At 45.2% G+C, this 18,172-nt stretch carries 15 protein-coding genes and 2 tRNA genes; 13 read left to right on the top strand and 4 right to left on the bottom strand.

Annotated elements, in window-relative coordinates; genetic code table 11:
• Nucleotides 1-60: 60 nt before the first annotated feature.
• The 4 genes from RTR63_RS01475 to RTR63_RS01460 are packed head-to-tail and all read left to right on the top strand — an operon-like array spanning nt 61 to nt 4,866.
• Entirely contained in the window at nt 61-1,932 is a 1,872-nt protein-coding gene (locus RTR63_RS01475) for an extracellular solute-binding protein (protein WP_312522297.1), read from the top strand.
• A gap of 14 nt (nt 1,933-1,946) precedes the next feature.
• Nucleotides 1,947-2,747 (top strand): hydroxyacylglutathione hydrolase, encoded by an 801-nt coding sequence (gloB, locus tag RTR63_RS01470; protein ID WP_096489128.1) that lies wholly within the window; start codon nt 1,947-1,949, stop codon nt 2,745-2,747.
• Nucleotides 2,748-2,794: 47 nt separating this feature from the next.
• A complete protein-coding gene (gene yejB / locus RTR63_RS01465; protein ID WP_096489127.1) occupies nt 2,795-3,844 on the top strand; it encodes a microcin C ABC transporter permease YejB in 1,050 nt (349 codons plus the stop codon).
• Complete coding sequence (locus RTR63_RS01460; RefSeq protein ID WP_312522295.1) at nt 3,844-4,866, top strand: ABC transporter permease; 1,023 nt, start codon at nt 3,844-3,846, stop codon at nt 4,864-4,866. Before yejB ends, RTR63_RS01460 begins: the two co-directional genes overlap by 1 nt.
• A 1-nt stretch (nt 4,867) precedes the next feature.
• On the opposite strand, the gene vapC is transcribed toward RTR63_RS01460, so the two are convergent.
• Both vapC and RTR63_RS01450 read right to left on the bottom strand, forming a co-directional pair.
• Nucleotides 4,868-5,278: a type II toxin-antitoxin system VapC family toxin gene (gene vapC / locus RTR63_RS01455; protein WP_173846724.1), complete on the bottom strand. Its 411-nt coding sequence runs from the start codon at nt 5,276-5,278 to the stop codon at nt 4,868-4,870.
• Entirely contained in the window at nt 5,275-5,478 is a 204-nt protein-coding gene (locus tag RTR63_RS01450) for a type II toxin-antitoxin system VapB family antitoxin (RefSeq protein ID WP_060994389.1), read from the bottom strand. Before RTR63_RS01450 ends, vapC begins: the two co-directional genes overlap by 4 nt.
• Nucleotides 5,479-5,619: 141 nt before the next feature.
• On the opposite strand from RTR63_RS01450, the gene RTR63_RS01445 reads away from it, so the two are divergent.
• From RTR63_RS01445 to tfpB, 3 genes are all read left to right on the top strand, one after another.
• Nucleotides 5,620-7,257 carry an ATP-binding cassette domain-containing protein gene (locus RTR63_RS01445; protein WP_312522294.1) on the top strand — a complete coding sequence of 546 codons (1,638 nt, stop codon included), beginning with the start codon at nt 5,620-5,622 and terminating at the stop codon, nt 7,255-7,257.
• A gap of 185 nt (nt 7,258-7,442) precedes the next feature.
• Nucleotides 7,443-8,912 (top strand): DHA2 family efflux MFS transporter permease subunit, encoded by a 1,470-nt coding sequence (locus tag RTR63_RS01440; RefSeq protein WP_312522293.1) that lies wholly within the window; start codon nt 7,443-7,445, stop codon nt 8,910-8,912.
• A gap of 182 nt (nt 8,913-9,094) precedes the next feature.
• Nucleotides 9,095-10,867 (top strand): type IV pilus assembly ATPase TfpB, encoded by a 1,773-nt coding sequence (tfpB, locus tag RTR63_RS01435; RefSeq protein ID WP_095356068.1) that lies wholly within the window; start codon nt 9,095-9,097, stop codon nt 10,865-10,867.
• 91 nt (nt 10,868-10,958) lie between these two features.
• On the opposite strand, the gene RTR63_RS01430 is transcribed toward tfpB, so the two are convergent.
• Together RTR63_RS01430 and RTR63_RS01425 are read right to left on the bottom strand one after the other, a co-directional pair.
• Nucleotides 10,959-11,045 (bottom strand) — tRNA-Leu (locus tag RTR63_RS01430).
• A gap of 178 nt (nt 11,046-11,223) precedes the next feature.
• Nucleotides 11,224-11,297 (bottom strand) — tRNA-Cys (locus tag RTR63_RS01425).
• Between the two features lie 223 nt (nt 11,298-11,520).
• Here RTR63_RS01425 and folD point away from each other — a divergent pair.
• The 6 genes from folD (at nt 11,521) to lysS (ending at nt 18,168) form a co-directional block, all read left to right on the top strand.
• On the top strand, nt 11,521-12,390 hold the full coding sequence (gene folD, locus RTR63_RS01420; protein ID WP_036589930.1) for a bifunctional methylenetetrahydrofolate dehydrogenase/methenyltetrahydrofolate cyclohydrolase FolD: 870 nt from the start codon (nt 11,521-11,523) through the stop codon (nt 12,388-12,390).
• A gap of 177 nt (nt 12,391-12,567) precedes the next feature.
• Nucleotides 12,568-13,251: a class I SAM-dependent methyltransferase gene (locus tag RTR63_RS01415; protein ID WP_312522324.1), complete on the top strand. Its 684-nt coding sequence runs from the start codon at nt 12,568-12,570 to the stop codon at nt 13,249-13,251.
• 268 nt (nt 13,252-13,519) lie between these two features.
• Nucleotides 13,520-14,677: a beta-ketoacyl-ACP synthase III gene (locus RTR63_RS01410; protein WP_312522292.1), complete on the top strand. Its 1,158-nt coding sequence runs from the start codon at nt 13,520-13,522 to the stop codon at nt 14,675-14,677.
• Nucleotides 14,678-14,811: 134 nt separating this feature from the next.
• Complete coding sequence (prfA, locus tag RTR63_RS01405; protein ID WP_203172078.1) at nt 14,812-15,906, top strand: peptide chain release factor 1; 1,095 nt, start codon at nt 14,812-14,814, stop codon at nt 15,904-15,906.
• A 1-nt stretch (nt 15,907) separates the two neighbouring features.
• Nucleotides 15,908-16,591 (top strand): phospholipase D family protein, encoded by a 684-nt coding sequence (locus RTR63_RS01400; RefSeq protein WP_065252940.1) that lies wholly within the window; start codon nt 15,908-15,910, stop codon nt 16,589-16,591.
• A 29-nt stretch (nt 16,592-16,620) separates the two neighbouring features.
• Nucleotides 16,621-18,168, top strand: a complete 1,548-nt coding sequence (gene lysS / locus RTR63_RS01395; RefSeq protein WP_312522288.1) for a lysine--tRNA ligase — start codon at nt 16,621-16,623, stop codon at nt 18,166-18,168.
• Nucleotides 18,169-18,172: the final 4 nt, after the last annotated feature.

The raw sequence follows: 18,172 nt of genomic DNA, 5'->3' as shown, positions 1-18,172 counted from the left end.
ACCAAGGGTTTTTGAAAAATAGTTGAAGGGGTCATGGGGATGCAAGTGAAAAAAGACAGGATGATAAAACCAGCCCACTGGATGAGGGCAATCACTCGCCAAACATTCGGCAAAAAATACTGGGTGCTGGGCTTATTAGTGGTCGCGTCCGCTGCCAATACTGCTATCATCACTGGCACATCTATCGCTCACAACAGCACCGCGCAATTTGCCAATGTTTCTCATTTACCGTATGCCAATCCCAACGCCCCCAAAGGCGGTGTGTTGAGCCTATCTGCCATCGGCACCTTTGACAGCATTAATAAATGGATTGATGTCGGTACGCCTGTGACCGGCACCGATTATTTGTTTGAAAGTTTGATGACAGGTTCGCTCTCTGAAGCGTTTGTGCAGTACCCACTACTGGCGGATAAAGTCACTTATGACCCAGATGACCCAAGCTGGGTTATTTATCACATCAACCCCAAAGCCTATTTTTGGGATGGCACGCCTGTGACGGCGCAAGATGTCAAAGCCAGTATGGATGCACTGCTCACAAAAGGCGTGATGAGTATGCGTAGCTACTTATCGGATGTCAAAGAAACGCAAGTGATAGATCGACAAACCGTCAAATTTATTTTTAAATCTAAAGACAACCAAGAAATCAAACTGACCGTCGCGCAAATGCCGATTTGGTCAAAAAAATCGATTGATGGCTATTTTGATAAAGTCGGACTGACGCCACTGATGGGCAGTGGCGCGTATAAAGTCGGCACAATCGATGCAGGACGCGCCATTACTTATGTGCGCGACCCCAATTATTGGGGTGCCAAACCTGACGCAGGCGTGGTGGTGAATGTCGGTCGTTATAATTTTGACCAAATTAAGTATGTGTATTATCAAAACCCCGAAGTGGCATTTGAAGGCTTTAAATCCGGCGAATATTTTTTCCGTGCCGAAAACAAAGCGCGGACATGGTCGACGGGTTATAACTTTCCTGCCGTCAAAGCAGGCATGATCACCAAAGCGCAAATCGCCAATAACAACCCCGTACCGATGCAAGCGATTGTGATGAATTTGCGCCGACCGATTTTTCAAGATATTCGGGTGCGCCAAGCGATGACACTGGCGTATGATTTTGAATGGCTCAATAAAACCATGTTTTATGGGCAGTATGAACGCTTGCAAAGCTTTTTTCATGGGTCAGCGCTTGCCGCAACCGGCATGCCAACGCCCCAAGAGCTGGCGGTTATCAATCCGCTATTACCTGACCTTGAGCCCATTCAAACACAGGCTGTTTTAAGCGATTGGCAAGCCCCCAAATCAACTGGCGATGGATTTAATCGAGACAATTTATTAAAAGCGCGTCAATTGCTGCTACAAGCAGGTTTCAAATACCAAAATATGAAGCTATATCAGCCCAATGGTCAGCCCGCCAAACTGGAATTTTTATCCGCCGATGACAAGAATGCGCGCATTGTGTTGCCTTTTTTACGTAACCTGCGACGACTCGGGTTTGATGCCAGCTTTCGCCAAGCCGATGTCCCCCAGTACCTAGAGCGCACTCGCAGATACGACTATGACATGATTATCGATATGTTTGCCCAAAGTTTGTCCCCTGGCGCCGAGCAAACCTATATGTGGGGCTCACAAGCCGCAGACGAAAAAGGCAACCAAAACTCGGCGGGTATCAAAAACAAAGCCATTGATGCGGTGATTGCCAAACTCATAGTCTCCAAAAATCGTGATGATATTGTGCTATACAGCAAAGTATTAGACCGTCTGCTACGGGCGGGCTATTATGTCGTGCCGACTTATGGCAAGCATACTGACAATGTGGCGTATTGGAAATTTTATGAGCATGGGCCGCTGCCAAGCAATGCCATCGGTATCGATTATTGGTGGGTGAACAAAGACAAACAAGCACAAGTCATGCAGTATTTAGGAAAATAATAAGGAATAAAACAATGCTAAAAATCCACCCAATCCCAGCCTTCACTGACAACTATATTTGGGCGATTATCAATGATGGAACACACGAAGTGATTATTGTTGATGCTGGCGATGCTGAGCCTGTTTTAGAGTTTGTCAACCGTGAAAATCTAACCATCACCCAAATGTGGGTTACACATCATCACAGCGACCACATCGGCGGCGTAACAGCATTGGCAAATGTGTTTCCAAACGCACAGATTTTTGCGCATGTCAATATTCACTCGTTAATCAATGCCACACAGTTAATCCCCGTCGCTGAAGGGCGCGAATTAACCGCTTGGGGCAGTCCTGTGCAGGTGTGGCAGGTGGCAGGGCATACCGAAAATCACTTAGCGTACTTAGTGACGCTTGATAACCGTCTGCATATTTTTTGTGGAGATACGCTATTTCGCGCAGGTTGTGGCCGGGTTTTCACCGGCACGATTGAGACGTTGTTTGAAAGCTTTGACCGTTTTGCGCAGTTACATGACGATGAAACGCTATTTTATCCTGCCCATGAGTATACCTTGTCAAATCTTAACTTTGCCCAGTTTATCGAGCCCAATAACCCAGCCATTGCACAGGCAATAGCGCATGACAGTGAGTTACGCCAGCAAAATACGCCAACCTTACCGACCACGCTTGCCGATGAAAAAGCCATCAATCCGTTTATGCGTGCGGTGCTTGCACCCAGTGATGAGATGATAAAAACCGTACAAACGCAAACAGGAATTGAGGATGACAGTCCGTTTGAGATATTTAAAGCCTTACGCCAACTAAAAAATAACTTTTAAGGGCAACAATTAAAGGTAACCATTAAGGCTAATAATGAGGGATAACCATGGGCAAATATATTCTTAAACGGCTGTTGTTAATCATCCCCACCTTGTTTTTGATTCTGCTCACCAATTTTGCCATTGTCCAGTCGGCGCCGGGCGGTCCTGTCGAGCAAAAAATATCCCAAATTGAAGCAGAACAAAAACAGGGCGCCACCCAAACCCAGCTGTCAACGACCACTTATCAAGGCAGTCGGGGTTTATCGCCAGACATGGTCGAGGCTATCAAAAAACAATATGGCTTTGATAAACCCGCGCTCGAGCGGTTTTGGCTCATGCTGACAAGCTATGCCAAGGGCGATTTTGGTACCTCATTTTTTAAAGGCAAACCGGTGGGCGAGCTGATTTTGGATAAAATGCCCGTGTCGATTTCGCTAGGGCTTTGGAGTACGCTACTGATTTATCTAATCGCTGTGCCGCTTGGGATTGCCAAAGCCAGACGCCATAATTCACTGATGGATAAAACCACCGCGTTGCTGCTTGCGGTGAGTTATGCCGTGCCTGTGTTTGTGCTTGCGGTGGTGTTACTGGTGATGTTGGCAGGGGGAAGTTATTGGCAGATTTTTCCGCTACAAGGCTTGGTGAGTGAGAATTTTGATAAGCTGTCCACGTTTGGCAAAATCAAAGATTATTTTTGGCATTTGGCATTGCCCATCACGGCAAGCACGATAGGCGGGTTTGCGGGACTCGCATATTTGACCAAGTTTAGTTTTATGGAAGAGTTGAACAAACAATACGTGCTGACGGCTCGCAGTAAAGGGTTAAGCGAAAAAAAAGTGCTATACGGTCATGTATTTCGCAATGCGATGATGATTATTATTGCAGGCTTGCCGTCGGCGATTGTGGGAATATTTTTTACCGGCAATTTTTTGATTGAAGTAATTTTTAACTTGGATGGTTTGGGACGACTGGGGTTTGAAGCGATTGGGCAGCGCGATTATCCGGTGATTTTTGGCACGTTGTTTATTTTTACCTTGATGGGGCTGATTTTGCAGTTGATAAGTGATGTGACTTATCATCTGATTGATCCCCGTATTGATTTTGAGGGTCGCTAATGCTGATAAGACATCCTGTTTGGCAAGCCCGCATTCACCGCTTTCGGTTTAACCGGTTGGGATTTTTTTCGCTCATCATGTTTAGCCTGATTTTCCTTGCCTGCATGGGGGCAAACCTTATCGCCAATGACAAGCCGATACTGGTTAATTATCAAAATCACTGGTATTTTCCCATCGTCAAGTCTTACCCCGAAACCACCTTTGGCGGTGTGTTCGAAACCGAAACCAACTACCAAGACCCTGTAGTCAAAGACCTAATCAACCAACATGGCTATATGATTGAGCCTATGATACCGTTTGCCGACCAAACGCCAAGTGTCATGCGCTCGGTGCCGTTTCCTGCCCCACCCAATGCCCAAAACTGGTTCGGTACCGATGACCAAGGTCGAGATGTGCTGGCAAGGGTATTGTATGGTTTGCGTGTATCGCTATTATTTGGGTTGGCGTTGACGGTGGCAGGGTCAATTATTGGCATTGCGGTGGGGGCGGTGCAAGGGTATTTTGGCGGCTGGACAGATTTGGTGGGTCAGCGGTTGATGGAAGTGTGGGGCGGTTTACCACAGCTGTTTATGATTATTATTTTGGTCAGTCTGTTTAGCCCCAGTGTGTTTGTGTTGTTTGGCTTAATGCTGCTCTTTGGCTGGATGGGGCTCGTTGGTCTGGTGCGTGCTGAGTTTTTGCGAGCGAGAAATTTTGATTATGTGCGGGCTGCCAAGGCGATGGGCGTGAGTGATGGCAAGATTATGTTTCGCCATATTTTGCCTAATGCCATGTCGTCGAGTCTGTCACAGTTGCCGTTTATTTTGACCGCGAATATCACGGCACTCACCACGCTCGATTATTTGGGCTATGGCTTGCCTGCAGGGTCGCCGTCTTTGGGGGAGCTAATTTCGCAGGGAAAAGATAATTTGGATTCACCGTGGCTCGCTTTGGCTGGGTTTTTTAGTTTAACGATTGTGTTGTCGCTGCTGATTTTTATTGGGGAAGCGCTGCGAGATGCGTTTGACCCACGGCAGTCTTGAATTAACTAAAATTCAATGCAGAAATCAACCCAAAATGCTGAGTAAACGGAATAAAATCCCTATCGCAAAATAACAGGGGTAATTGATGTTCAACGCAAAAACTAGCAATCATCACATCATTGGCTTTACGAATGGTAATGCCTTGTTTGCGTAATTGGCGGTAATAATCAGCGTATTTAATCGCATTTTGTTGGTTTAAAATATCGTAACATAATAAACTATCAAGGGCATTTTTGGCTTGATTGTAGTCTGTATCAAGGCGAAAACCTTGCAAAATTTCCATCAAAATCACGTCAAAAATCGCCACATTACTTGCCTCAAGCTGCGTGTCCAAAAAATCGGTGTGAGGTGTTGAATGACCGTTAAAATAGTCTATCCAAACGCTAGTATCAGCGATGATAGGCAAGTTCACGCTTCGACACCTGTTTTACGTATTTCGGATAAGTCGCCTTCCCAATGCAGTTTGCCCCGTAAGTCACGGATTTTTTGTTGTTGGCTTTTTTGCAAGAGTAGCTTTAGCCCTTGTTCGACGGCTTCTTTTTTAGTTTTAATGCCTGTGGCTTGTAGGGTCTGTTGCATTAGATTGTCATCTATTATGATGTTAGTTCGCATATCATTTCGCCTTTGTGTATGATTCTTTGATATTATACACATTTTAATAAATAGTTAAAAGGATAAAAATATGAGTTCAGGTTTTGTGGCGGGGACGCTCGTGCATACGGATAAAAGTTCGATCATTCAAGGAAATGATAAATGAACGAGTTACTCAAAGTCAAAAATCTAACCATTAAATCCGCCACCCAAACGCTGGTCGATAACCTATCCTACACCCTGCACACAGGCAAAACCCTTGCCATTGTGGGTGAAAGTGGCTCTGGTAAATCCATCTCAAGCCTTGCTTTACTCGGACTGCTACCAAATAGCCTAAGTATCACAGGACAAGCCACTTTAACTGATGTTAGCGATACGCAAAACCCCAAACCAATCATTTTACCGATTGAAAAAAATAGCCTAAGCAAAGATAACCAAAACGTCTTTCGCCAAATCCGTGGCAAACGTATCGGCATGATTTTTCAAGAGCCGATGACTGCCTTAAACCCCTTGCACACGGTGAGCAAACAAATCGCCGAATCGCTTGCTATGGCTGGCGTGGCAAAAAAACACTGGCGACAGCGTACCCTAGAGCTGCTTTCCCAAGTCAATATTGCTGACCCTGAAAGCAAACTTGCCCGCTATCCGCACGAGCTCTCGGGTGGGCAACGACAGCGTATCATGATAGCGATGGCACTGGCGCAAGACCCTGACATTATTATCGCAGACGAGCCAACCACCGCCCTAGATGTCACGCTTCGCCATGAGATTTTGCGGTTACTGCATGGGCTAAAAAACGAGCGGGGCATGGCGATGATTTTGATTAGCCATGATTTAAACCTTGTCAAACGCTACAGCGACAATCTCATCGTCATGCAACAAGGCAAAGTCATGGAGCAGGGGGCAACCCAAGCGATTTTTGACCATCCGCAGCAGAGTTATACTCGCTCATTGATTTATCAAGATTTTGGACAAAGTTTGCCCATCATTGACAATTCACCCAGTGTTTTGGAAGTTAAAGCGTTAACCATTGCTTTCCCCCAAAAAAACAATATATTGGGTCAAACCACCCAATGGTTTGAGGCGGTCAAAGGGTTAAATTTGACCCTTACTCAAGGGCAATCCTTGGGTATAGTGGGCGAGTCGGGGTCTGGCAAAACCACCACGGCTTTGGCACTCATCAAATTATTGGCTAATGCTATCAAGGTGCAAGGTCAGATTTTGCTGTCAGCCAATGCTCACATGACGGACGTTTTAGCGTTGTCGAATAAAGCCTTTTTGCCGTATCGCTCGGATATGCAAATGGTATTTCAAGATCCATATGCCAGTATCAACCCACGATTTAGTGTGTTTGAGATAATTGAAGAAGGGCTAACCATCCAAGGTATGGCAAAAACGGAGCGTGAAAAAGCGGTATTAGCAGCCTTAGACACGGTGCGGTTGCCACGAGATTTTGTCAGCCGTTATCCGCATGAGCTTTCAGGCGGTCAGCGTCAGCGGGTGGCACTTGCGCGGGCGTTGGTGATGAAACCCAAAATTTTGTTACTCGATGAGCCCACATCGGCGCTTGATAGCAGCACCCAAGTCGCAATGGTCAAGTTATTACGAGATATTCAAGCAAAATTTGGCTTAAGCTATATTTTTATCAGCCATGATTTGCAGGTGGTTAAGGCATTGTGCCAAACGATACTGGTATTGAAAAATGGCGAAACACAAGCATATGATATGACAGACAATATCTTCATCCAACCACAAAATCACTATGTGACTGCTCTAATTGCGCACAGCGGTAAAAACTAGCGGGTTTGCTGTCAAAACATTAGAAAGTTAACCATTATCGTGAACCACGTTGTTATATAAGTTTGCTTGGTTATAGCCAATTTACCCTACTCATTTAACCCTAGTGATTTTATTACAAGCACTTATACAGCGACTTGATTACATGCACTTCACTACAGCCCTTTAGCAATTGTTAAAAGTTAACCATGCCAAATTCCATCATTACTGAAGACAAAAAGCCACAGCATGACCTATTTGCTATAGCTGCCTTGACCCCCGCGCAAACCAAATATTTGCCAATCGTGGTGGCAATCGCTTTGTTTATGCAAATTTTAGACTCAACGGTGCTCAATACCGCTTTGCCTGCGATGGCGCATGATTTGAGTCAGCCTGCGTTATCAATGCAGTGGACAGTGATTAGCTATGCGCTCACTTTGGCAATTTTTACCCCGATTAGTGGTTTTATTGCCGATAAGTATGGCACCAAGACCACCTTTATGGTGGCGATTGGCGTGTTTACCGCAGGCTCGATGATGTGTGCGATGTCACCAACACTCAATAGCCTAATTTTTTCTCGCGTGGTGCAAGGATTGGGCGGTGCGATGCTCATGCCTGTGGGCAAGTTAACGCTGATTAAAAGCTATCCGCGAGAACGTATGCTGTCGGTGATGAATTATGCGGTGATGCCTGCGATGATTGCGCCCGTGATTGGGCCTTTGGTCGGGGGATATTTGGTGGAGCTTGCAAGCTGGCATTGGATTTTTTTGATTAATATTCCCATGGGGGCATTGGGGATGTGGGCAGGGTGGAAACTGATGCCCAACTATCTACAGCGCAATCCCAGCATGGATTTGCTTGGGTTCTTGCTATTTGGTGGCGCGATGGCAAGCTTTACCTTTGCGCTCGAGTTTGCCAATAACATTCATGCCGATAATCTGGCTTCAGCGGTTTTTCCCGTGATGGTTGCTTTATTGGCGATTATGCTGCTCATTGGCTATTATTATCATGCCAAATACTCAGAATCGCGTAATGGGCAACAACCGCTATTTGGCTTGGATTTGTTTCAAGTGCGTACCTTTCGGGTGGGCATTGTTGGCAATTTGCTGACCCGTTTGGGGATGAGTGCGATTCCTTTTCTACTGCCGCTACTGCTGCAAGTGGTGCAGGGTTATTCGCCGTCACAAGCGGGTTGGATGTTGGCACCGATTGCGGTGGGCGCGCTGTTGACCAAGCCGCTGGTCACGCGTATTGTGAAGCGATTTGGCTATCGTAGAACATTGGCGGGCAATACCTTGTTGATTGGGGTTAATATCATGCTGCTATCACAACTCAATCAAACCACGCCGATTTGGCTAAGTGTGCCATTTTTGACTTTTATGGGGGCGTGTAATTCGCTACAATTTAGCACGATGAACACCATCAGTATCGCACGGCTTCGCCCAAGTCAAACCAGCAGTGGCAATAGTTTATTGTCCGTCAACCAACAGTTGGCGATTAGTTTTGGGATTGGCTTTGGGGCGATGCTGTTACATTTACTGACGCCCGCTCGCGCCTCGCTGGCACAGACACAAACCGCGTTTTCATACAGTTTTATCATTTTGGGTATCATGACGATTTTATCTGGGTTGTATTTTTTGCGGTTGCACCGATTTGATGGCAAAGGGCTATACCAGTAGTCGCCCTTATATTCTTGCTCATATTGTTGATACCATGTTGGCAATATAAGTTGCCAAGCCATACCGATGGGTAGCGTGGTGATTTATTTCACTTATTTTTATGATAATTTTAATCCTTTAACCCGATTGTCCCTAATTGACCCTAATTGCTATTCTATTGGCGCAATCGTTTTGGAAACCCTATGCTATCCCATGCTTTTTCAATGATAATTGATACCCGTTGGTGTCTTAATGAACTGCTAAAAGATGGCGTCATTGACCAACGTGATTATAATTTGGTGATGACCCATAACCGCAAAACCTTGCATCCCCTGCAAGTGATTGCAGGCTTTCATCTAGTCGATAAAACCACGCACATGGCGCTCAGTCTGGACCAGCTCAATCGCTGGTTGGCACAAAAAGCAGGCGTTGATTATGTACGTATTGACCCGCTGAAAACCGATGTGCCCTCAGTGACATCAATTATGTCATTTGAATATGCGCGCTCGCAGCACATTTTGCCAGTCGCCGTCACCCAAGATACGGTGGAAATCGGTACTGACCAGCCATTTTATCAAGATTGGCAGCTCAATATTGCGCATATCGTGTCGCCCAAAAAAATCAAAACCGTATTAATCAGTCCCGAGCAAATCAACCGCTATCGCCAAGAATTTTATCAAGTCACCAAAGCCATTGCCGGGGCAAACCATCAGCAAAAACGCGCGGATGCCGATATCACCAATGTCGAAGCATTATTACAACTGGGCAATGCCGCCAATATTGAAAATCCCGATGCCAATGACCAACACATCGTCAAAATTGTCGATTGGTTATTACAGTACGCCTTTGACCAGCGTGCCAGTGATATTCACTTAGAGCCGCGCCGAGATAAAAGCAACGTGCGTTTTCGTATCGATGGTATTTTGCATACCGTTTATCAAATGCCGACTGGAATTATGACCGCGGTAGTGGCTCGGATAAAAATTTTAGCAAGACTCAATGTCGCTGAAAAACGTAAACCGCAAGACGGACGGCTCAAAACCCGTACCCCCAAAGGTCAAGAAACCGAGCTGCGGTTATCGACACTCCCCACTGCGTTTGGCGAAAAATTGGTGATGCGGGTATTTGACCCCGAGGTACTGGTGCGCTCTTTTGAACAGTTGGGGCTCACAGGGCGGGATTTGCAAAAATGGGATGACATGACCCGTAAAGCCAATGGTATTATTTTGGTCACAGGTCCGACAGGCTCGGGTAAAACCACGACGCTGTACAGTACCCTCAAAAAACTGGCGACAGAAGAAGTCAATGTCTGTACCATCGAAGACCCCATTGAGATGGTGGAGCCGTCATTTAACCAAATGCAAATTCAAAATAACATTGATTTGACCTTTGCTGACGGTATTCGCTCATTGATGCGTCAAGACCCCGATATCATCATGATTGGCGAGATTCGCGATACCGAAACCGCAGAAATGGCGGTACAAGCCTCGCTAACTGGGCACTTGGTGTTATCGACTTTACATACCAATGATGCCCCCAGTTCGTTGACGAGGCTGCATGATTTGGGCGTGGCGCCGTTTTTAACCTCAGCGACCATTTTGGGCATCATGGCACAGCGTTTGGTGCGTACCCTTTGCCCACATTGTAAATCCAATAAGCCCATGAATGACATTGAGCAGCAGACTTGGCAGGCGTTAGTCAGTCCTTGGAAAGCCGCCGCCCCAGATACCATCAATCATGCCGTTGGCTGTGAACACTGCCGTAACACTGGCTATCTTGGGCGAGTGGGATTGTATGAAATCATGGTGCTCAGTAATGCGCTTAAAAAATTGATTAGCGAAGGCGCTGACTTGTCGCAAATCGCGCAAAAAGCCTATCAAGATGGGTTGCAACCGTTAAGACTGGCAGGGGCAAAAAAGATTGCCGAAGGGGTGACGACGTTTGAAGAAGTGATGAGAGTGGTGCCATTAACTTAGGCAGCTAACCATTATTTGAAAGACAAAAAGTAAAAGTTAAAAAATAGCCGGCAACAAAAAAGCCTAAACGTAAAAGTTTAGGCTTAATCAATGGTGCCCGGGGCCGGACTTGAACCGGCACGCTCGTAAGAGCGAGGGATTTTAAATCCCTTGTGTCTACCAATTTCACCACCCGGGCAGGGTAGTCACAGCACTGACGCTTGGCGTCGTGTGGTGTCTGTGTCAGAAGTGGGTGCTATTATAATCAGTTTTGTTAACTTTGCAAGCAGTTTTTTACGATATTTTTTCGCGTTTATTGCTGACTCATAATAACAAAACACCCATAATAATAAAACAATAGTACCGTAAAATGAAAATGGAGGCTGAGGCCGGAATCGAACCGGCGTCCGCGGATTTGCAATCCGATGCATGGCCACTGTGCTACCCAGCCATTTCATTTAGGTTTGCTATGATAGCAAAAATTTTTAAAAGTGCAAGGACTTTTTTAGCCATTTGAGCGATGTAATGAAGGATGGTGAAGGGTATTTGAGCGCTAATTTAGCGGTTAAACATTTTCAATGGATGTTATCACGCCGCAAAATCGGTTAAAATAACGCAAATTTTTTGCTAAACGACTTTTTGTTGACCGATTCGTTATTGATTGAGGAACCACCATGACTGCGACAGTGTTAGATGGCAAAGCGTATGCCAAACAAATGGAAGCTGAACTTGCCGAGCGGGTTGCCAAGTTAAAACAAGACTCTGGACGCACGCCGATTTTGGCAACGATTTTGGTGGGTGATGACCCTGCCTCGGCAACTTATGTCAAAATGAAAGGCAATGCCTGTCAACGTGTGGGTATGGATTCCTTAAAAGTTGCCATGCCACAAGCGACCACCACCGAGCAGCTATTGGCAAAAATTGCCGAGCTTAACAACAATCCTGACGTGCATGGGATTTTGCTACAACACCCTGTGCCCAGCCAAATTGATGAGCGTGCCTGTTTTGATGCTATTGCACTGGCAAAAGATGTGGATGGCGTGACTTGTTTAGGGTTTGGCAATATGGCGATGGGTGAGCCTGCGTATGGTTCTTGCACCCCGCAAGGCATTATGTATTTATTAGAAAAAAACGGCGTTGAGCTTGCTGGTAAGCATGCGGTGGTCGTGGGTCGTAGCGCGATTTTGGGTAAACCGATGGCGATGATGCTATTAAACGCCAACTGTACCGTGACCATTTGCCACTCACGTACCCAGAATTTGGCAGAATTGGTCAAACAAGCGGATATCGTGGTGGGTGCTGTCGGCAAACCAGAACTTATCAAAAAAGATTGGATTAAATCGGGCGCCGTGGTGGTCGATGCAGGGTTTCATCCGCGTACCCATGCGGATGGTACGAGCGGTGGCGTGGGTGATATTGAGCTGACAGGTATCGAAGCTATTGCCTCAAGCTATACCCCAGTGCCCGGTGGCGTAGGTCCAATGACCATTAATACACTCATCCGTCAAACGGTAGAAGCGGCAGAAAAAGCAGCAGCAAAATAATGGGTTTGAATTAAAAAAGGAAGTGTTTAAAGCTTCCTTTTTTTGTGCATTTTTTTTGTATTCATTTTTTCACTATGACTCATGACTGGAAATCTTTACGTGACTGATGCTGAAACTTCCGCTTATAAAACGTCCCCCTATAAAACTTCAACGCCATCAAATGCTTCTGACGCGTCAATCGTTTTTCATCGACTGATTACCGCATTGCAGCAAGTGTTGCCTAGCGCTAATCTTGCCAAGACATATGTGCCGTTACTATCTAAGCCGAATCAACCTTTTTATTTATGGCTCATTGATCCAGATTTTTGTCATGAAGATTTGACGCTAGCGGTGATAGAAAATCTGTGGAAGAATTGTCCATATTGGGTGTTTGCATGGGCGTCCGGGCAAGTATTGGCGCAGTATATTTTGCAGCAGCCACAGATGGTGCGCAATAAAGTGGTGATGGATTTTGGCGCAGGGTCGGGGATTGTCGGTATTGCCGCAAAAATGGCGGGTGCAAAACGGGTCATTTGCTGTGATATTGATAGCGTGAGCCTGACTAGTTGCCGAGCTAATGCGCAATTAAATGGGGTAACGGCTGAGCTGCTAGATAATTTATTTGAGTTAAAACAGCAATTTGGCATGGATAAGGTCGATGTGCTATTGGTCGCGGATGTGCTGTATGACAAAGCCAATTTGCCATTATTAGATGTGTTCTTACAATACGCGCATGATGTTTGGGTGGCTGATAGCCGCGTCAAAAATTTTGCTCACCCGCGCTACCACAAGGTAACGACGTTGGATAATACAACCACTTTGCCTGATATGGATGAAGCCAAGCAGTTTAACCAAGTAGTGCTTTATCGCAGCACCGATTGACTTAGACAGTAGCAGGGGAATAGTAATATGGGTGGTATATGCTCGCAAAAAACCCTCGCCTTTGTTTTCTGTATTTTTAAAGCTATGAAATAATTTGTAACATAGTTATCGCATTATCGCTATTTTCAAGGCATAATAAGCCACACCCCTATTTTTAATCATCTGTTTGTTCAATACCATCCCCGATGGCATGCATCGCGGCATTATTATTGATAACAACAGCTAGATGATTACCTTGCCGTTTTACGTTTAGAAAAGGAATCCTAATATGAGTATTTGTATCACTGCCACAGGATTATACACCCCGCCTTACAGCATCAGTAACGAAGAGTTGGTCGCTACTTTCAACCAATATGTTGATAACTATAATGCCAAAAATGCCGATGCCATCGCCCGTGGAGAGAAGACGGCACTTGTGCATTCGACGGCTGAATTTATCGAAAAAGCCTCAGGTATCAAATCTCGCTATGTGATGGAAAAAGACGGAATTTTAAACCCAGATATCATGGCGCCTGTGATTCCTTATCGCAAGCTTGGCGAAGAGATGTCCATCATGGCAGAAATGGGTCTAGATGCACTCAAACAAGCACTGGACAATGCAGGTCTACAAGGTAAAGACTTAGACGGCATTATTGTTGCTTGTTCAAACTTTCAGCGCGTGTATCCTGCCATCGCCATCGAAATTCAGCAATACATTGGTATGCAAGGCGGTTTTGGCTTTGATATGAACGTCGCCTGTAGCGCAGCAACCTTTGGTATCGCCCAAGCGGTCGGTCTGATCAAATCTGGCACCGCCAAACGTGTCGCTATGGTCAATATCGAAATCACCTCAGCGCACCTCAACTGGCGCAACCGTGACAGCCACTTTATCTTTGGCGATGTGGCAACGGCGACGATTATCGAAGAGATTGACGAAAAAACAGCCACACCCAAAGGCTATGAAATTTTAGATAGTCAGCTGTTTACCCAGTTTTCAACCAATATTAAAAATGAATACGGCTTTTTGGATCGCAGTGAATTCTTAGCCGCTGGCACGCCGATGTATCCTGATATCGACGCGCCTGTGACCGACAAATTGTTCTTGCAAGAAGGTCGCAAGGTATTTCGTGAAGTGTGCCCTGCCGTGTCCAATTTAATCCTTGAACTGCTCCATAAAAACCACGTTGAGCCACAACAGCTCAAAAAAATGTGGCTGCACCAAGCCAATGCCAACATGATTGATTTGATTTTACGCACCGTGTTGGGCAAAGAAGCGGATAAATCGATTGCGCCTATGGTGCTAGCAGAATATGCCAATACCAGCTCAGCCAGTCCCATGATTGTGTTTCATAAACACCAAGAAAATATGCAGTCGGGTGATTTGGGTGTGATTTGCTCGTTTGGCGCAGGTTACTCAATTGGGGGTGTGTTGGTCAAAAAAGTCTAAGCTTTTTATTGCCTCTCACGAAACCCATGCAAATCCCCCCAAAATGTGGCAAAATATCCGATTATTTTGCCATTTTTATTTTTAAGCCCTAAATTAAGCCAAAACTTTTAAGCCATTATTTTTAAGCTATCATTATGAAAGAATCTTTACGTTTTCGCCTTGACCAAATGTCTGACCGTTTCGAAGAAGTCACCGCCATGCTGTCTGAGCCAGAAACCATGAATGACAACAAAAAATTCCGTGAATTATCGGTTGAGCACAGTGATTTATCCGCATTGGTCGATGTCTGGGGCAAATACCGCCAAGCGGAAGAAGATTTGGCAACCGCTGAAGAAATGCTGTCAGATTCAACGGGCGATGGCGACATGAAAGAAATGGCGCAAGAAGAAATCCAAGCCGCCAAAGACACCATCAATGAGCTTGAAGACGTGCTCAATGTGATGATGCTGCCTAAAGACCCGAATGATAAAGTGCCTGCCTTCTTGGAGATTCGAGCAGGGACGGGCGGCGATGAAGCGGCAATTTTTAGCGGGGATTTGTTCCGGATGTATGAGCGTTATGCGGCAACCCAAGGTTGGACAGTGGAAGTATTGTCCGAGAATGAAGGTGAGCATGGCGGCTATAAAGAAATCATCAGCCGTGTATCGGGCACGGGTGTGTATGGCCGCTTAAAATTTGAGTCGGGCGCACACCGGGTGCAACGGGTGCCAGAGACTGAAAGCCAAGGACGGGTGCATACTTCGGCTTGCACGGTCGCGGTGATGCCAGAGATTGAAATTGATGATACCGTAGATATCAACCCTGCCGACTTGCGTATCGATACTTATCGTGCCAGTGGGGCAGGTGGTCAGCATATCAATAAAACCGACTCTGCGGTGCGTATCACCCATATTCCAACAGGCACGGTGGTTGAATGTCAGCAAGAGCGTAGCCAACACGCCAACCGCGATAAAGCCATGAAAATGCTGGTATCCAAAATTCAGCAAGAAAAAGTACAAAAACAAATCGATGCGTCAAGCGATATGCGTCGCAATTTGGTCGGTAGTGGTGATCGCTCGGAGCGCATTCGCACTTATAATTTTCCCCAAGGGCGGATGACCGACCACCGTATTAATTTAACCTTGTACAAACTCGATGCCATTATGCAGGGTGACTTAGATGAGCTTCTCGACAGCCTACTGCGTGAGCACCAAGCTGACTTGATGGCATCGGTGAGTGGGGAAGAATAAGATGGCAAAATTTTTAAATACCAGTGGTACTACTTACCATTTGGAAGAACTCATCAAAAAGTCATCTGACCGTTTAATTTTAATTAGCCCTTATCTTAAATTAAATGAACGAATTAAAGAGTTACTTGAAGATAAAAATCGTTTAAAAATTGATATTCGTATCGTATATGGTAAGAGCGACTTGCAACCTGAAGAAATTAATTGGCTCAAAAATTTGACGTTCATTCGAACCAGTTTTTGCAAAAATTTGCATGCCAAATGCTACATGAACGAGAATGAATGCATTATCACAAGTTTAAATTTATATGAATTTAGCCAAATCAATAACAATGAAATGGGCATTTTAATCGCTCGTGATGCAGATAATCAGCTATATAGCGATGCATATGAAGAAGCACAGCGTATTATTCGTATTAGTGAAGAAGTGAGAATGTCAGTTGACAAGGTAAATGAAATGTCAACGACATCAGAAAATAAAGAGTATGGCAAAATAACGATTGCTAAATTAGCGAGTCAGTTGGGTATGAAAACCTCAGAACTCTCTGCCAAAATGATTGAAAATGGTTATTTACAAGAAATTGCAGGCGAATTGCGTTTGACTCAACTTGGTAGTGAAAAGGGTGGTGAAGAAAAACGCGGCAAGTTCGGTATTTTTACCATTTGGCATAAAAATTTTAACTTTTGATAGTGTAACTAAAATTGTGGGAAAACATCATGTCACAGCAAAACCAAACTGAAAATGCAGCAACCGAAGCGCATGTGGAAGACAGCCAAGACGTCAACGAACTTATCAAACAACGTCACAGCAAACTTGATTTAATCAAACAAGCAGGTAAAAACCCTTACCCAAACCAATTCAAACGCAAAGAATACGCCCAAGACTTGCAGCAGCAATTTGCCGATAAAGACAAAGAAACATTGGCAAACAGCGATAAAGTCATGGTGACAGTCGCCGGTCGTATCATGCTCAAACGGGTGATGGGTAAAGCCAGCTTTGTGACCATTGCCGACATGACAGGTCGTATCCAAGCCTATGTCAGCAAAAACGACTTGGGCGAAGAGATTTATAATGACTTTAAAACATGGGATATCGGAGACATTATTGGTGTGACAGGGTATGTATTTCGAACCAACACCGGTGAATTATCTGTGCATGCTACCGAAGTACAATTATTGACCAAATCATTACGCCCACTACCAGACAAATTCCATGGGTTAAGCGATACGGAGGCTCGCTATCGTAGCCGTCATCTTGACCTGATGACCAATGAAGACAGCCGTAACGCCTTTATTATCCGTAGTAAAGTCATTGCAGGGATTCGTGAGTATATGCTTAACGAGCGTTACATGGAAGTTGAAACCCCGATGATGCACGTCATCCCAGGCGGTGCTGTGGCTCGTCCATTTGTCACCCATCATAATGCGCTTGATATGCCGCTTTTTTTACGCATTGCGCCAGAGCTGTATTTAAAACGTCTAGTCGTGGGTGGTTTTGAGCGTGTGTTTGAAATTAACCGTAATTTTCGTAACGAAGGGGTATCGGCGCGTCACAACCCAGAATTTACCATGATTGAGTTTTATCAAGCCTATGCCGATTACGAAGATTTGATGAAACTAACCGAAAATATGTTTGAAAAACTGGCAAACGATATTTTAGGTACCACGGAGATTGATTATCAAGGTGAAGCAATTAGTTTCAAAGCCCCATTTGAACGCTTGCCAATGACCAAAGCGATTGAAAAATACGCGGATAATTTCGACATGAGCAAAATCGCAGACCGTGATTATCTAGCGGATTATGCCAAAAACGTACTCAGACAAGACGTTAAAGACATCTTTGGGATTGGCAAACTGCAAACCATCATCTTTGAAGAAACTGCAGAAACCAAACTGCGTCAACCAACCTTTATTACAGAATATCCTGCCGAAACTTCACCACTAGCACGCCGTAACGATGACAATAGCGAGATTACTGACCGTTTTGAACTATTTATCGGCGGGCGTGAAATTGCCAACGGCTTTAGCGAACTCAATGACCCAATCGACCAAGCTGAGCGCTTTAAACAACAAGTGGCTGAGAAAGACGCAGGCGATGATGAAGCGATGCATTATGATGCAGAGTTTATCGAAGCCTTGTCCTATGGCTTGCCACCGACTGCAGGCGAGGGCATCGGTATTGACCGTTTGGTGATGTTATTTACCAATGCACCGAGTATTCGTGATGTGATTTTGTTTCCGCATATGCGCCGCAAAGACGTTTAAAAAA

Origin of the sequence: Moraxella sp. CTOTU47724 (genome assembly GCF_032014955.1) — a bacterium.
GTDB lineage: Bacteria > Pseudomonadota > Gammaproteobacteria > Pseudomonadales > Moraxellaceae > Faucicola > Faucicola tetraodonis.
The sequence above is the reverse complement of the archived record's forward strand: the minus strand, read 5'-3'. Positions and strand labels throughout refer to the sequence as shown.

What these genes read in the sequence shown, in the direction of transcription:
- RTR63_RS01475 (WP_312522297.1), top strand. Translation starts at nt 61, where the DNA reads ATGATAAAACCAGCCCACTGGATGAGGGCAATCACTCGCCAAACATTC.
- gloB (WP_096489128.1), top strand. Translation starts at nt 1,947, where the DNA reads ATGCTAAAAATCCACCCAATCCCAGCCTTCACTGACAACTATATTTGG.
- yejB (WP_096489127.1), top strand. Translation starts at nt 2,795, where the DNA reads ATGGGCAAATATATTCTTAAACGGCTGTTGTTAATCATCCCCACCTTG.
- RTR63_RS01460 (WP_312522295.1), top strand. Translation starts at nt 3,844, where the DNA reads ATGCTGATAAGACATCCTGTTTGGCAAGCCCGCATTCACCGCTTTCGG.
- RTR63_RS01450 (WP_060994389.1), bottom strand. Translation starts at nt 5,478, where the DNA reads ATGCGAACTAACATCATAATAGATGACAATCTAATGCAACAGACCCTA.
- RTR63_RS01445 (WP_312522294.1), top strand. Translation starts at nt 5,620, where the DNA reads ATGAACGAGTTACTCAAAGTCAAAAATCTAACCATTAAATCCGCCACC.
- RTR63_RS01440 (WP_312522293.1), top strand. Translation starts at nt 7,443, where the DNA reads ATGCCAAATTCCATCATTACTGAAGACAAAAAGCCACAGCATGACCTA.
- tfpB (WP_095356068.1), top strand. Translation starts at nt 9,095, where the DNA reads ATGCTATCCCATGCTTTTTCAATGATAATTGATACCCGTTGGTGTCTT.
- folD (WP_036589930.1), top strand. Translation starts at nt 11,521, where the DNA reads ATGACTGCGACAGTGTTAGATGGCAAAGCGTATGCCAAACAAATGGAA.
- RTR63_RS01410 (WP_312522292.1), top strand. Translation starts at nt 13,520, where the DNA reads ATGAGTATTTGTATCACTGCCACAGGATTATACACCCCGCCTTACAGC.
- prfA (WP_203172078.1), top strand. Translation starts at nt 14,812, where the DNA reads ATGAAAGAATCTTTACGTTTTCGCCTTGACCAAATGTCTGACCGTTTC.
- RTR63_RS01400 (WP_065252940.1), top strand. Translation starts at nt 15,908, where the DNA reads ATGGCAAAATTTTTAAATACCAGTGGTACTACTTACCATTTGGAAGAA.
- lysS (WP_312522288.1), top strand. Translation starts at nt 16,621, where the DNA reads ATGTCACAGCAAAACCAAACTGAAAATGCAGCAACCGAAGCGCATGTG.